The sequence below is a fragment of the Nocardia sp. NPDC050408 genome (assembly GCF_044458905.1).
GTDB lineage: Bacteria > Actinomycetota > Actinomycetes > Mycobacteriales > Mycobacteriaceae > Nocardia.
Genome location: NZ_JBITIL010000005.1, coordinates 43623 through 58799, shown reverse-complemented (window position 1 = coordinate 58799; position 15177 = coordinate 43623). Strand labels below are relative to the sequence as shown.

Annotated in this window: 13 protein-coding genes; 7 read left to right on the top strand and 6 right to left on the bottom strand. The window is 66.9% G+C overall.

All coding sequences use genetic code 11. The features are described from left to right. Positions 1-104: 104 nt before the first annotated feature. On the top strand, positions 105-731 hold the full coding sequence (locus ACIBJI_RS16890; protein ID WP_364347106.1) for a TetR/AcrR family transcriptional regulator: 627 nt from the start codon (positions 105-107) through the stop codon (positions 729-731). A 117-nt stretch (positions 732-848) separates the two neighbouring features. On the opposite strand, the gene ACIBJI_RS16885 is transcribed toward ACIBJI_RS16890, so the two are convergent. After that, on the bottom strand, positions 849-4004 hold the full coding sequence (locus ACIBJI_RS16885; protein ID WP_397084785.1) for a sacsin N-terminal ATP-binding-like domain-containing protein: 3156 nt from the start codon (positions 4002-4004) through the stop codon (positions 849-851). 11 nt (positions 4005-4015) lie between these two features. After that, entirely contained in the window at positions 4016-6268 is a 2253-nt protein-coding gene (locus tag ACIBJI_RS16880) for a DUF3027 domain-containing protein (RefSeq protein ID WP_397084783.1), read from the bottom strand. Between the two features lie 17 nt (positions 6269-6285). Here ACIBJI_RS16880 and ACIBJI_RS16875 point away from each other — a divergent pair, with 17 nt between their 5' ends. The 3 genes from ACIBJI_RS16875 to ACIBJI_RS16865 all read left to right on the top strand — a co-directional run bounded on the left by ACIBJI_RS16875 (position 6286) and on the right by ACIBJI_RS16865 (position 9464). Continuing rightward, complete coding sequence (locus tag ACIBJI_RS16875) at positions 6286-7059, top strand: glutaminyl-peptide cyclotransferase (protein ID WP_397084781.1); 774 nt, start codon at positions 6286-6288, stop codon at positions 7057-7059. Between the two features lie 77 nt (positions 7060-7136). Then, positions 7137-8885, top strand: a complete 1749-nt coding sequence (locus ACIBJI_RS16870) for an MFS transporter (RefSeq protein WP_397084779.1) — start codon at positions 7137-7139, stop codon at positions 8883-8885. A 69-nt stretch (positions 8886-8954) separates the two neighbouring features. Then, positions 8955-9464, top strand: coding sequence for a DUF2771 domain-containing protein (locus ACIBJI_RS16865; RefSeq protein WP_364347096.1), 510 nt, complete (start codon positions 8955-8957; stop codon positions 9462-9464). A 118-nt stretch (positions 9465-9582) separates the two neighbouring features. Here the strand turns inward: ACIBJI_RS16865 and ACIBJI_RS16860 are convergent, their stop codons facing one another. Next, positions 9583-10008: a cold-shock protein gene (locus ACIBJI_RS16860; RefSeq protein WP_364347367.1), complete on the bottom strand. Its 426-nt coding sequence runs from the start codon at positions 10006-10008 to the stop codon at positions 9583-9585. Positions 10009-10209: 201 nt separating this feature from the next. On the opposite strand from ACIBJI_RS16860, the gene ACIBJI_RS16855 reads away from it, so the two are divergent. Further along, complete coding sequence (locus ACIBJI_RS16855) at positions 10210-10440, top strand: hypothetical protein (RefSeq protein ID WP_364347094.1); 231 nt, start codon at positions 10210-10212, stop codon at positions 10438-10440. A 366-nt stretch (positions 10441-10806) separates the two neighbouring features. Then, a complete protein-coding gene (locus ACIBJI_RS16850; RefSeq protein WP_364347092.1) occupies positions 10807-11430 on the top strand; it encodes a resuscitation-promoting factor Rpf1 domain-containing protein in 624 nt (207 codons plus the stop codon). Positions 11431-11616: 186 nt separating this feature from the next. Here the strand turns inward: ACIBJI_RS16850 and ACIBJI_RS16845 are convergent, their stop codons facing one another. Continuing rightward, complete coding sequence (locus ACIBJI_RS16845; RefSeq protein WP_062988419.1) at positions 11617-11805, bottom strand: hypothetical protein; 189 nt, start codon at positions 11803-11805, stop codon at positions 11617-11619. A gap of 142 nt (positions 11806-11947) precedes the next feature. Between ACIBJI_RS16845 and ACIBJI_RS16840 the strand changes: the two genes are divergently transcribed. Then, on the top strand, positions 11948-14347 hold the full coding sequence (locus ACIBJI_RS16840) for a helicase-associated domain-containing protein (RefSeq protein WP_396959407.1): 2400 nt from the start codon (positions 11948-11950) through the stop codon (positions 14345-14347). Here ACIBJI_RS16840 and ACIBJI_RS16835 read toward each other — a convergent pair whose 3' ends face one another. Beyond that, positions 14348-14860 carry a hypothetical protein gene (locus ACIBJI_RS16835; RefSeq protein ID WP_364347087.1) on the bottom strand — a complete coding sequence of 171 codons (513 nt, stop codon included), beginning with the start codon at positions 14858-14860 and terminating at the stop codon, positions 14348-14350. Positions 14861-14992: 132 nt separating this feature from the next. Continuing rightward, positions 14993-15115, bottom strand: coding sequence for a hypothetical protein (locus tag ACIBJI_RS16830; protein ID WP_397084777.1), 123 nt, complete (start codon positions 15113-15115; stop codon positions 14993-14995). Positions 15116-15177: the final 62 nt, after the last annotated feature.

The window sequence follows — 15177 nt, the reverse complement described above, 5'->3', positions numbered from 1 at the left end:
TCGATCCCGTGTTGAAGCGAACCACACAACTGGACAATCGTCCAGTCGAGATTTTTCGGCCCTGCGAATTGACTGTGGCGGAGTTGCGGACTTAACTCGCTTGGGTGTCCTCCCGATTGAGCGTCGAAGAACGACGGGCCCACCTTATCGAGGCAGCCATCGGCCTTGCCGAGAAAAAGGGCGTCGCGGGCGTGACCACGCGCGATGTCGCTCAGGCAGCCGGTGTTTCGCTCGGTGTGGTGCATTACTGTTTCGAAAACAAGGATGCGCTGATGACCGAGCTGGTCAAGGCGTTGTCGATGGAATTACGCGATTCCGTCGACGCCAACGAAACAGTTTGGCAAGACGTCGGAAGTGGAAAAGAAGCGCTTCAAAAATTGGTGCGCGCTGGACTCGAACTGATGTGGCTCAACATTGAAGCCACACCGGAACGACAACTACTCACCTACGAAACCACGACATATGCGCTACGCGAAGGAGAATCGACTCCCGCGAAACTCGCGATCGCGCGCGAACAGTACGCATTCAACGACACCACCGTCGCCGACATCCTCGACCATGCGCGCGATGCCACCGGTTGCCGATGGTCCGTGCCGGTGCCGACGCTGAGCCGCTTCACCTTGAATGTGATCGACGGTGTCGTGTTGCGCTGGTTGGTCGACAACGACAGCGAAAGTGTGCGCGGGCAACTCGATCTGCTCAGCGAGATGGTTGCGAACTACGCGGTGTAGGGGACATGTGCACGGATGCCGGATGATTCGCACGCCATGTCGGGATCCTCTGTAGGCACATAGGTGGGATCCCCTGCAAGGGCGCGGCTTTACGGCTGTGCCTTCGGGCCCGGCCAGTCAGGCTGGGTGCGGGGTTTGGATGTGGGTGGTTGTGCCGTCGCGCCACCAGGGGACGGAGACGACGGATTCCAGTGCGCCGCTCAGCCGGACCTGGAGGTCCTCGTGCAGAACCAGGTCGCCTGGTTCGTCGGGCAGGGTGAACAGTTGGCGGAGAACGACTCCCAGCGGTTCGGCGGACCACGTGGTGTGGCGTCCCTGGCTCATCACCTCGGCGGTGATCACATCGGAGACCATGGGGAGATCGAGCAAGGTGGCGAGGGCGGGAGCCGTGGCGGCATCGCCTGCTATCAAGCGATCCGCGGGCACGGCGAGGCCGAACCAGGGCTGGTCGAGTACCCACACGTCGTTGGGGTCGACAACTGCCGAAGACAGGGCGCGCACGTGCTCGGGGAGTTCGAGTTCGGTCAAGTCGAGATGATCCACGGCGGCGGCGAGGCGGGCGTGGGTTCGGGAAACCACCCCGGGTGTAGGGGTTTTCGATGGATCCGCGAGCGCGTCCAGTAGTGCGGCGGCCAGTTCCTGGGTGATGGCATTCGGGTTCGCCAGGATCGCGCGTAAGGACTCCAGGTCGGAGAACTCGAATTCGGGGAGCAGTCCAGCGAATTCGGTGTCGGCGGGGTGGCGGAGCAGGCCGATGGGGGTGCCGTTGATGCGCGCGTGTCTACGCAACCACCAGGCCGTGTAGCCGTCGGAATCGGTGAGCAGTTTGCGGGTGCGCGGACTGGATGCCAACTGCCGTAGCGCCTCTGGCCAGGATGACTCGTCGACCAGGTCCAGGTCGCGGACGGCGGCCAGTTCCGGCGGATCCTCGGGCAGGCCCGACCACCAGCGCTCCTCGTCGTCCAGGTGATGGTCGGGGCCGGTGGGATCGATTTCGACGACGATGCTGAAGTCCCAGCCGACGCCTACGGCACGCAGCGCCTCGGCACCGTAGCGGTCCACCAGATCCGTCGCGACGGTGCCGAACGGCGAATCCGACACCAGCAATGCGCTCAGCGGCGCGTCGGGGAGCAGCAATTCGTCCGCGGGGAGCAATTCTCCGGTGGCGTCGGGCAATTCGAGCAGGCCGAGCCAGGACGGGAGTGCCGACGGATCGGCATACGCGGCGAGCCGCAGCACGGCGTCGGTGGTATCGGGATCACCCGGCTGGTCCTCCAGCTCCGAGCGTAATCCGGGATCGCTCAACAGGTCCTCGGCGGTGGCCGAACGTGCGCCGAGTCGCGCGAGAAGCGGATGAACAGCCTCGGGATGCGCCAAACGCGCCCAGTGCACCGGTATGGCCACATCGAGCTGATCATCCAGAACCACGGTGCGCGGACCGGTTACCAGCCGGCCATCCGCCAGCGGAACCGCGACGGCGCCGAGTTCCTCGGCGGCCAACGGATCGACAACGTATGGCTCCAACGCGGCATACAGCGACTGCCACCACTTCGAGGAGCGCTCCAGGCCGCCCGAAAGTTCGGCCAGCCGGGCAAGTCCCAGTCTGTGCACATCCAGTACACCCAAGGCCTCGCTATGTGCGCGCCCTGATAACTCGGGTACTACCAGGGGGCCGACGATGTCGTCGAGCAGGTCGGCCAATTCCGGACTCAGACCGGTGAATACGCTTGCTCGCGTTGGTACTGCGGTCGCGTCATCGATTGTCTCGAGCTCGGACGAACGCCCGTTACCGGAATTTTCCGCGACAGTCCGGACGTCGGTGTCCTCACTACCGAGAGCATCGCTGTCAACGGCCGTGCGCACCGAATAGGCCTGGTCCGCAACGGCTGATCGGGGGTCGCCCGAGGCCGACTGTGCGGCGGCTTCGCTCGAGGTTTTCGAGCGGGCGGTGACAATCGGGAGCCAGGGGTGAGTCTGTAGTTCACGGATCAGGGCTTCGCGCAGGATGCCGTCGACCTCACTGCGGGCGAATCCCGGGGTGGGAACCAGGACGAGGCGGTCCCGCGGCGGAAGTGCGCGGGCGAAATCGGCGTAGCCCTTGGCGAATTCGGCAAGGCGGGCACCGGGCAGGACGCGTCGCCGATCCGGCTGCATGGGAATGTCGGCGATCAGTAGCGCCGGTAGCGACAGCTCCTCGTCGGATCGCGTGGGGGCGCGCAACACATCGTGTGCGGCGGACACCGGCCTGCCATCCCGCAGCGGCAGCAACCAGCGTGCCCGGGCAGTTCGGTACTCCCACCAAACCCGCCGCTCCGATCCGGGGCCATCGATGCGCAACTCCCTGAGCCCTGGCCCCGTTGGTAGGCGTGCGCTCAGGTCTGCATCGGTGCTGTTGAATTCGACGTCGTGGGTGTACTGCGGCCCGATCGGGTCCGCACGGACGCGATTCGGGTCCGCGACGGTGTCACCACTGGCGTCTGGCAGGCCGTGTCGACCATGCGGATCCGAATCGCCAGCGCCGAAATCCGCACTGACCTGCGCGGGGTGGGGATCTTCGCGCTCGTCCCGGTGCGGCTTTTGGTTGCGGAGATCGGTGACGGTGCTGGCGATTTCGTCGTCGCCGATTCGGATGCTCTGTAGGGCGGGCAGTTCCAGGAGGAGGTCGACGGCTTCGGCACGCATTGCGGCGAGTAGCTGTTGGGGATCTATGCCGGGACGCAGGTGTAGGACGATCTCGGTGTCCGCGCCTGCCGGCGGGGTGGCCTCGGTCGGCCAGACCAGGCGCAGGACGGGTGCTGTGAAGGTTTCGGCGCGGTCCGGGATGGTGATCGCGTTGTCGCGCAGGGCTTTCCAGGTGAGGTCGTGGGAGAACCGGATGGAGCCGGTGGTCGAGCGGACCTCGATCTCGTCACTTACCGTGCGTACGGCGGTGAAACCGACGCCGAAGCGGCCGACGCTCGCGGTCGGGTCCGCCTTGCCGGAGGCGCGCAGTGCGGTCAGCGCGTGTACGCCCGAGAGATCCAGCGGTGCACCGGTATTCGAGATGTGCACGGCACCGTCGACAAGATGCACCACCACTCGGCCCGCCACACCGGACTTGGCCGCCGCATCCGCGGCGTTCTGCGCCAATTCGGTCAGCAGCCGATTCCGATACCCCGCGCGCACCAGATCCGCCTCGGTCGCCGCATCCTCCCGCAACCGAGTAGGCGAATCACGCCAAGCCGCGAGTACCCCCGCCCGCAGCCCCGCCGTCCCGAACGGATCCGCAGCCACGCCCGCCGCACTCACCCCTGCAGCGATGACCCGAACTCCGGCCGAGCCGCAGCCCCGGGCCCACTCCCACCGGCCTCGCCATCAGCACCTGCGTCCCGGCCGCCGGCGTCGACATCTCCACCGTCATCGTCCGCTCCACCGTCATCGTCCGCAGTGCCGACTGCATCCGCCGCCTCACCACGAACAGCGGAAGCTTCGCCCGCACGCACGCCGTAATCCTCGGCCGCCTCGCCACCTGAATCTTCGGCTTCGTCTGCGAAGTCTGTCGCCGCAGCGGCCGCGTCTGCATCCGATTCCGGCTGCATCCCAGCAGCTTCAATGCTCGGTTCTGTCACCACGGGCTCAGCTTCGCCCGCGGCATCGATGCCCGACTCAGCCGCGCGTTCGACGCCCGAGGTCACCGCGGCGCCCGCCCCGGCGTCCGACGCAGCCTCGTCGACACTCGACTCGCTCGCAGCGAGGCCGCCTTCCACGCCGATGGTCGCCGCCGACTCGTGGACTGCCGCGCCAGCGGCATCACGCGCGGTGGCGGCCGCAGTCGCGCCACCAGCATCCGATTCCGACTGCGGCACAGCAGTTTCAGCAGTCGGCTCCGCAGAAGTGGGGACGCTTGCCGAGTCCGCGCTCGCCGTAGCCTCGAAGTCTGCGCTCTCGGCAGCCGCGTCGTTCGGCTCGGCCTCGCCAATGGTAGATGGAGCGGGGGTCGAGTCAGCCGGGCCTTGGGCCGCATCCGCCCCGGACACCACGCCGCTGATCGACTCGTCGTCCACATCCGACGGGTTGGCGGCAGGCTCGATCACCGGGCTCGGCTCCACGTCAGCGGCAGGGCTGAATGTGGCTGCGGTGCTGGACATGTCGGGCGCGCCCTGGGCGACGATATCGGGTTCACCCGAAGTGCTCGGCTCTGCCGCAGAATCGCCCGGCAGGTCCGCGGTGTCGGACTCGACCGCGCTGGTCAACTGAGTGCTGATATCCGGCGTAGCAGTGCCGTGCTCCAGGGAGGTCGGCTCGGCGATCGCGTCAGTCCGGGCTGCGTCAGCCGCCTCACCTGCCTCGATGCCCACACTCTGCACCGCAGAACCCTCAGCGACCGCCGAATTCGGCTCAGCCACAACATCACCCGACGCGGCAACATCCGGCTCCACCGCGCTGGGCGGCTCACTCGATGTACCAAAGCCCGGCTCGACCGAAGTCGACTCAGCGACATCTGACTCAGCGACATCATCTGTCAGATCTTCGACGGCCCCGGCATTGGCCGCGCTATCCGCGCCAGGCACCGAGACATCGTGCGCAACCGGCGCATTCGGCTCAGCAACGTCATCCGACACGCCAGCAATCGATTCCACCGAGCTGGTCGCAACATCGCCCGACGCTGCGTCGCTGGGCTCGTCGGCGGTATCGGATGCGGCGCGATCGCTCGGCTCGACCGTGGTCGGTTCGGCGGCGGTCGCAGCTTCGCTGGTGTCCGGGGCATCCTCGGTCACCGCATCCGGTGCGGCTTCCGTGGACTTGCGCAGCGTCTCTACCGGAATCACATCGAAAGCGGCGTCGTCAAATGCCTCGTACAGCGGCGATCCTCCGCCGGACGGGACTTCTACATCCGAGTGCGCGCCGCAGCCGTATTCGGCGTGGACTACGTGGCCGTCGGCGCCCATGGCGTTTCCGCAGACGCCGAAGGCGGAGCGAAGGGCGCCGGCGAGGGGGAGGTAGAAGCCGCAGCGGCCGCAGGTGGCGGGGGCGGCTTTGGCCATATCGGTTTCGGGGCCGTATTCGGAGTACCAGCGTTCGGCGGCTTCTTCGCGGCCTTCACGGCTGAGCACCTTGGTCCGGCCGAGGCCGATTTCCAACGCGACCTCGTCGACGGCCGGATCACCACTCGCGACGTAGCCGGGCACCAGCCGCGGATCATCAGCGGGCGGGGCGAGCAGGTCACCGGGCGCCAGATCGCCGGGGCGGACGCGCTGCTCCCACGGCACGAAATCAGGTGCGACCAGCGCGTCCGGACCAGGCAGCAGAGCCGATTCGCTCACCGTCGCGTACCGCGCGTCGAGCGGGGCCGCCACCACGACCGCCCACTGCCAGCCACGATAACCGGACAGCGTGGCTTCGAATCGGTGGGTCGCCGCGGTCTCGTCCTCGGCGGTGACGCCGAGATGCGCGCCGACACCGGTCGGCTCCAGCTCCAGGAGCGCACGTCGGGCCACGTCGACGGCATCGGCAAGGATCGGCCGCACGCCGGACTGCGAAACAGATACTGCGCTCACGGCCTACATTTTGCCGTATGGAGTGCAATCGGCGTTCGTTGGCCGTCGTTGTCCTGGTCAGCCTGCTCGGAATCACCGGGTGTGGCGGCTCCGACGACGCTGTGCCGCGACTGCACATCGAGGTGGTCGGCACCCGTCCGCACGATCCGCGGGCGTTCACCGAGGGCCTGGAGGTCGCCGGCAACGTGCTCTACGAAAGCACCGGTATGCCGGGCGCGTCGGACGTGCGGGCCACCGATCTGACCACCGGCAACGAGCTGACCCGCACCGGACTGCCCGCGCCCTACTTCGGCGAGGGTGTCACCAAAGCCGGTGCCACCCTCTGGCAACTGACCTGGCAGAACCGAGTGGCGATAGCCCGCGATCCAGCGACGCTGGCCGAACGCACCAGGGCGTCCTACGACGGCGAGGGCTGGGGTCTGTGCACGCGCGCGGACAAATTGGTGATGAGCAACGGCACCGACACCCTCACCTTCCGCGATCCGGTCACCTTCGCCCCGACCGGCACCGTCACCCTCACCTCCCGAAACCGCGTCGAGCTCAACGAACTCGATTGCGCCGCCGACGGTTCCGTCTACGCCAATTCCTATCCCACCGACGAGATCCTGCGCATCGATCCCGAAACCGGCCATGTCCTTGCGGTCATCGACGCGCACGGCCTGCTGCCCGCGCCCGCCCGCGCGGGCACCGATGTGCTCAACGGCATCGCCCAACTACCCGGCACGGACCACTTCCTGATCACCGGTAAATACTGGCCGACCATCTTCGAGGTCCGATTCGTACCGGAGTGAGGGAGCCAGGTCACCTTTCCGGACGGCTTGGAGCGGCAATTGAACCCAAGTCGCCGATGTACGACAGAATTGACGTTGTGACTACTCCCCGCGATCCCTCCGGTTCCGACCGTGGTCCGTGGGATGGCGAGGAGTCCCCACCGATTCAGCGTCACCCCGGATACGACCGTTACCCGCCACCCCACACCCCGCCCCGCCGGTCCTCGCTACCGCCCATACCGCCCATACCGCCCGAGCCGCCACAACGCCGCGAACCACCGCCGACCCGGCCGCTGCCCGGTGGATCCGCGGAACCGGCAGACCCGCCACCGGAACCCGAAGCGCCGGCCGAGCCAGAGCGCATCCCGCGCAAGCTGACCGTCACCCGCGTCGCCGCGATGCGCGGCCGCGAACTCACCTCCCGCGGCGTCGCCACCTTCCAGCGCGCCGCCAAGGCCGACGGCGCCGACAAATCCGGCCTCACCGCGCTGACCTACGCCACCATGGCGAATTTCGCCCTGGACGCCGCGATCGCGGTGGCACTGGCCAACACACTGTTCTTCGCCAGCGCGACCGCCGAGAGCAAGACGAAAGTCGCGCTGTACCTATTGATCACGATCGCACCGTTCGCGGTGATCGCCCCCCTCATCGGACCGATGCTCGACCGCCTGCAGCGCGGCCGCCGCCTGGCGCTGGCCACCTCCTTCGCTCTGCGCGCGGTGGTCGCGGTGCTGCTGATCATGGCTTTCGACAGCTGGGCGCTGTATCCGCTCGCCCTGTGCATGATGGTCGGCAGTAAATCGTTCTCGGTGCTCAAGAGCGCGGTGACGCCGCGCGTGCTGCCACCCGAAATCGACCTGGTGCGCACCAACTCTCGGCTCACCGTGTTCGGCCTGGTCGGTGGGACCATCGGCGCTGGCGCGGTCGCGGCACTCGCCGCCGCGATCGCCGGTTCCAATGGCGCACTTGTGCTGGCCGCCGCGATCGCGATCGCGGGCACCTTCCTGAGCCTGCGCATCCCGCGCTGGGTCGAGGTCACCGAGGGCGAGGTCCCGGCGACCCTCAGCTATCACGCGAGAACCGAAGTGTTCAGTCCGGCAACCGAAGCCACGGTTCCGCCGCGTAAGCGCAGGCAGCCGCTCGGCCGCGCGGTCGTGACCGGGCTGTGGGGCAATAGCGCCATTCGCGTCTTGACCGGCTTCCTGACGTTCTATGTGGCCTTCGTCGCCAAGGCGACCGAGCACGGCGGCTGGCAGCAGGCCGCCATGCTCGGTGTGATCGGCGTGGCCGCGGCCGTCGGCAATTTCATCGGCAACGCGACCGGCGCCCGGATCAAACTCGGCAAGCCGTCACTGATCGTGCTGGGCTGCACCGCCGCCTGCTGCGTGGTCGCCCTGCTCGCGGTCTTCCTGAACAATCTGCTCGGCGCCGCATTGGCAACCCTGGTCGCAGCGGGCGCGAGCGCACTGGCGAAGGTATCGCTCGATGCCTCCATCCAGGACGATCTGCCGCCGGAATCGATCGCCTCCGGCTTCGGCCGGTCCGAGACCGTACTGCAGCTCAGCTGGGTCCTCGGCGGCGCGGCGGGCGTGCTCATGCCGACCACCTACTGGCAGGGTTTCGCGTTCATCTCCGCGGTCCTGCTGTTCGGGCTGCTGCAGACCTTCATCAGCGACCGCGGCCACTCCCTGCTGCCCGGTCTGGGTGGGCACCGCCCAGAACATGCGGAGCAGGCCGTCGCCACATCCAGACACGCCGACGTCGACCGAGCCGCGCAACGCGGCACGGAGCGCGGTAGCGACACTAAGCACATGCAACGAGGCACAGGAGATCCGATCTGTGAGTGAGCACAGCGAACGAACCATCGACACAGCAGCTTTGCTCGCGACGGAGCCGAGCGCCAGCGAGGCGCAGTCGTGAGCAAACCAAGTACTCGCACTGTCGTCGCGCTATGCGTGGCGGCCCTACTGGTGTTCACCGTCGCCTTCGTCGGCGTGTTGACGGTGTTCGTCCGCAAAGCCGACCATCCCGACCCGACCGTCACCGCATACGCCCACGGCAAGACCGTCACGGTGCCCCCATTCCTGTATTGCACAGTGAAAATGGAGGACTGCAAGTACGGCGAGACCGTCACACTCGATGTCCCCGCCGGATATCCGCTGCAGCTGTCCCTGCCCAAGAGGATCGCCGACGCGCCCTGGCTGGCCCAGCTGGTCTACGCCATGCCCACCGGCGAGAAGGTGGATCGGGTGGTGAGCCGCAACGACTTTCCCGAGGGCGCGCTCGCCGTCACCATCGATTCGAAGCCGGAGCCCGAATTGCGGCTCGTCGGTATCGAATTGCAGCTGCCCATCCTCGCGCGCGACGAGACCGGCCGGGAGTTCTACGTCCCGCACGCGGCCTGGTCGATCAGCACCGCGAGCTGAGTCGATCAGCACCTCGCCGTGGCGACTGCTTGCGGATCGCTGGACAGGGTGAGCCTGAAAGTGCTTCGCGCGCTGCCCGGTAGACCGGGTAGCGCGCGAAATTCGTTATCCGCGAATGTCAGTGATCGAGTTCGCGCGCGACCGCCCGCACCACTTCCGAAATGCGCTGCGCGGTCTTGCGATCCGGATACTTGCCCTTGCGCAGATCCGGCTGCACCTTGGCCTCGAGCAGCGTGATCATGTCCTCGACCATCCCGTGCAGCTCGTCCGGGGTGTGCTTGCGCGCGACCGGTTCCTTGTGCGCCCCGCGATCGCGGTCCTGGCCTTGACGGACCGAGGGCGGCGATTCGAGCACCTTCAGACTCAGTGCCTGCGGCCCACGACGACCGGCGGCCATCCCGAATTCGACGCGCTGACCGGGCTTGAGCCCATCGACGCCAGCGGGGAGCGCGGAGGAACGGACATAAACATCCTCACCCTCGTCCTGGGAAAGGAAGCCGAAGCCCTTTTCGACGTCGTACCACTTCACCCTGCCGGTCGGCACTGCACTCACCCGTTCGTCATCGAAACTCGAGCCCCAGCGGCCCGAGCACATCCGTCTGCCCAGGTGCTGGTCCGGCGTACCGCCGCGGACAGCTCCTGTCAGTTTGCGAAAAGAACGCGCCCCACAGCTGTGCAGGACGCGATTGGCACCGAGTCTACCCCGGTGCGAATAACGCAAGCACATCAGTTTTACGGTCGAGCAGTGACGAACTCATCCGCGCCACCGCCCCCGCGCCGCGCCGGCGACCGGTTGCTGTACGTGGCACTCGGTCTGTTCGCGATCGGCTTGCTTGCGATTGTCGCCATATTTCTGACGCCGGTCCTCAGCGATTCCGACCCGGGCCTGTGGCTGTATCTGATGGCGATGTTGGCGCCGCTCGGCTTCCTCTGCGCGATCGTCTTCGCACTGTGGTCCGGCCGACGATCCCGGTGAACCGGTTACCCCTGCTAATCGTTACCGAACCACAGATGTGATCCTCGTCACATTACGGCGCGATAACGGAGCGGCAGCGGTCCGAGACCGGCCCGTCCGCACCATCTCTCAGCTGCACGGAAGCATCTCCGTCGCAACCGATACCGGTCCGAGACCCACGCGGACCCGCCGGTTACCAAATAGTGATTTTTCGCGCGGATCGTCGTACGGTCTTACCCAGCCGGGACAACCGGCAACCACCGGCCCGCCGCATCGAACCTCGCCCCGCGGGTACCGGACCCCAACGGAAGCAGGGGTGAGGGCGGGACGGACGACCTCTCAGTCCGGACCACTTGCAGATGCGTACGAGAGGCAGACGAACCCGCAATGAGTGGACGCCATCGCAAGCCAACCTCCACCGGACGCACCGTGGCCAAGGTCGCCGTCACCGGCGCGATCATCGGCACCGCAGGTGTAGCTCTCGCTGGAAACGCCAGCGCGGCACCCGATCAGGACTGGGATCGGCTCGCCCAGTGCGAGGCCGGCGGTAACTGGGGCATCAACACCGGCAACGGTTTCCAGGGCGGACTGCAGTTCTCGCCCAGCACCTGGAACGCACACGGCGGCGGCGAATACGCCGCGACGGCCAACCAGGCCAGCCGCGAACAGCAGATCGCGGTCGCCGAGAAGGTCCTCGCCAGCCAGGGCTGGGGCGCTTGGCCCTCCTGCTCGTCCTCGCTCGGCCTGAGCAGCGGATCCACCCCGCGCACCGCTCCCTCCTCCACCGAGACCCCGCGCTGGAACCCCGCTCCGGCCGCTCCGGAGCAGGCCATCGCCGACCCGAGCCAGCAGGTATTCGACGCGATCGACCGCGCCGTCGCCGTCGTCCAGGGCCAGGGCGTGCAGATCCCGCAGGAAGCCCTCGATTTCTTCAATGCCACCAAGGGCACTCAGCTCGACCCGGCAGTCGTGAACTTCTACGAGGCGAACAAGGGCATGCTGCCCTCCTGAGTCGCGCCGCGAAGCAGTGTTCGATTTGCGGCCCTCGCGGGTCTCTCCGTGGTCACGCTCCGCTACCGCCACCGGGCCCGTCGCTCACGCCGCAGACCGTACGAAGAAGGTCCCCGCATCCGATGTGATGCAGGGACCTTCTTCGTATCCGCGGGTTTTCCGTCCGGGTGCCGAGCGATTCGCCGCTCAGCGGTTGATCACCGTATTCGGGTGCATGTAGGGCAGCTGATCGGCCGGGACCGGAAACTCGGTGTCCTCACCGAACGGCGAGAGCCCACCGGAACGAGTCGACGACAGTTCGGTGACCGCGTGGCCACCGTCCTCGAGCGAGGGCCAGCCATTGTCGACATAGGGTTTCTTCGATTTATTCACCACGACCACATTGTGGCATGCGAGCGACCGGCCAGCACTCTGCCCTCCGCTGCTGCCAACGCCCGGCGACGGATAAACGACATCCACTAGGCTGACATAATCGACAATATTCGGACTGCGACGCAACGACTGATCTCGAGAGCACATGGGTAACTCGTCGGGGACGCCCAAAGCCGGACCGGGCATACGACAGCCAGCCCGCGACGGCAGTCACGCGGCACTCACGACCGGCAAAAGGCGCGGGGAGGCGGGGGAGCCTGCGACCGAATCCCTGGCCGGGTGGCTCGCGGCCCGCAGCGATGCGCAGCTGGTGGCCCTGCTCGAACTCCGGCCCGATCTGGCCGTGCCACTGCCGTCCTCCATGGCGGTGCTCGCGGCCCGCGCCGAGCAGCGCGCGTCGGTCCTGCGTGCCACCGATGACCTGGACACACTCGAGTTCGCGATCGTGGAAACCCTTGCGGTGCATCGGGCGACGGGCTCCGGCGGGACGCCGATGAGTCGCAAGGCATTGCGCGCGCAGTTGAAAGATCGGGTGAAGGTCTCGGCGATCGATGCCGCGCTGGCTCGCCTGTCCGATCGTGCACTGGTCTGGAACGACGGCGACGACCTACATCTGATTCCGGCCACCGCCGAGGCACTGCCGTGGCCGATCGGCAGCACCACCGAAATTCCGGATGCCCTCACCGAGCCCGAGGTGGTCGCGGCCCTCACGGCCGTCTCCCCTGCCGAACGCGCGCTGCTCGACAAGCTGGCCACCACCGGCCCGCGCGGACGCACCAGGGACGCCGCACCGGGCACACCGGCCGACCGCCCGATCCAGCAACTGCTCGGCCGGCGATTATTGCACTGGATCGACGAGGAGACGGTCGAACTACCGGTCACCGTCGCTCAGGTATTGCGCCGGGAGCCGGTGACCCATCCGCACGCGCTGAAACCACCGGAGCCGCCACCGACCAAGCACGCCCCCACCGAAGTGAATGCGGTCGCCGCGGGCGAAGTGGGCGAGCTACTACGGCACTGTGCCGACATTCTGGAGGCGCTCGGCCAGGCCCCCGCGCCCGCATTACGCGCGGGTGGGCTCGGAGTGCGGGAGTTACGCCGAATTGCCAAGCAGACCGGTATCGACGAACCGCGCGCCGGACTGCTCGTCGAACTGCTCGCCGCGGCCAAACTCATCGAGAAGGGCATGCCGGACCCGCCACCGGAATTCGACTCCACCGACGACTTCTGGGCCCCCACACCGGCCGCCGACGGCTGGCGGGACGCACCGCCCGCGCGCCGCTGGGTGGCGCTGGCACAGGCCTGGCTGGACCTGGATCGCATGCCGTGGATGATCGGCATGCGCGATGCCAATGACAAACCGCTGGCGGCGCTGTCGATCGAACTGCGCACCCCGCACGCACCACGCGATCGACGCACCATCTTGAATTTGCTCGCCGAATATCCGACCGGCACCGCATTCGACCCCACCGATATCGGCCGACTACTCGCCTGGCGGCAACCGCGATGGCGCAGGCACTTTCGCGCCGAGGCAGTCGAGCACACGGTGGACGAGGCCGCGAAACTCGGTTTCATCGGACGCGGTGCGCTCGCCTCACCGGCGCGAGCACTGCTGCACGGGTCGCCGACCAGCACATCCGACGCCGAGTCCGAGATGGAATCGGCGCTGCCCGAGCCCATCGATCATGTGCTGGTCCAAGCGGATCTGACGGTCATCGCGCCCGGTCCACTGACCCCGGAGCTACAGAGCCGGGTGGCACTCGTGGCCGATATCGAATCCGCGGGTGCGGCAACGGTTTACCGGATCAGCGACACATCGGTGCGGCGCGCGCTCGATGCCGGGATGACCGCAGCTGAACTGCACACGCTGTTCACCACACATTCCCGCACACCGATCCCACAGTCGCTGACCTATCTGATCGATGACGTCGCGCGCAGACACGGCCAGCTTCGGGCCGGTATGGCGCAGTCGTTCGTTCGCAGTGACGATCCGGCGCTGCTCGCGCAGGTGCTCAGCTCGCCGGTGGCGAGCGAACTCGCGCTGCGGGCCATCGCACCGACCGTCGCCATCGCCCAGGCCCCGCTCGGCGAATTACTCGAACGGTTGCGCGCGGCAGGATTCGCGCCAGCTGGTGAGGATTCCGCGGGCACCATTGTCGATCTGCGCCCGCGCGGCGCCCGGATCGCGGTGCGCCCGCATGCCAGGCAGCCATATCGCCCGACGCCGCCGAGCACCGAACAGCTGGAATTGCTCGTGGCGGAACTGCGCGCCGGTGACCGGGCTGCGAGCGCCCGTAACGGCCAGGCGGTACGCCCCGACGGCACCAGAACCAGCACCGCCGCAACCCTGGCGCTGCTGCAATTGGCGGCGCGGGTGCGGCGGTCGGTCAATATCGGTTATGTCGATGCCCAGGGCGTCGCGTCACAGCGCGTGGTCGAGCCGCTCAAGGTCGGCAACGGCCAGCTCGACGCACTGGACCCGGTGACCGGCACGATCCGGCATTTCACCTTGCACCGGATCGCGTCGGTCGCCCTACTCGAGTAATCAGCTCTTGGCCGGGCCGAGGCAGTAGGTGACCTTCGGGTCCGGGACGGTCACGAAGCTGGTCGCATCGGTGCCGCACTGCAATTCGTCGGCCTGGCCGTCGATGCGCTGCACCACCTTGAAGGTGGCTTCGGTGGAGGAGCAGTCGACGTACTTGTACGGGTTGGTGCCGACATCGGCGTAGCAGCTGCCCTGCTTGAAGTTCGGCGCGAGGCACATGTAGGCCTGGCCGCCACTGACCAGGTCCTCGGTGTAGGTGGTGTATTCGGCCGCGCAGTCGATCTTCTTGTCCGCGGTCTGGAATACCTTGTAAACCGCCTTCGGCGACGAGCAGTCGACCGGCTCGGACTTGGTGGCCGATGACGAACTGTCGGTGACATTGATGCAATCACCGACCTTCGCCTTGGCGGTGTCGGACTTGCTTGCATTGTCGAGCGCCGAACAACCGGTCACCACGGCCACCAATGCGCCCACCGCCAGGAGGGCGAGCACGATGCGTGCCAGCAGCCTCATTCCTGGGAACTTCAACGTGAAACCCTCTCTCACCGAACGTGTTCACAGCAGTTGTGAACGCGGTGAGAATACCGTTCCGGTCGCCCGAACCGCATCAGCAGTTCGGACAACCGACCAACACCGAGGCGCGGCTCAGTACTGCCCGAGCAGCCCGGTCAGTCCCAGCAGCGCGAGGCCCACGTATTTCGGGATCAGGGTGACGATGGCCGTGAGTCCTAAACTGTTCACCAGCAATGCCTTTCGCATTTCGAACACATGGACTTTTGTCCAGTATGTGCACTCTGTCGCTTCCGGAGACCCAGTCGTTACGCTTGGCA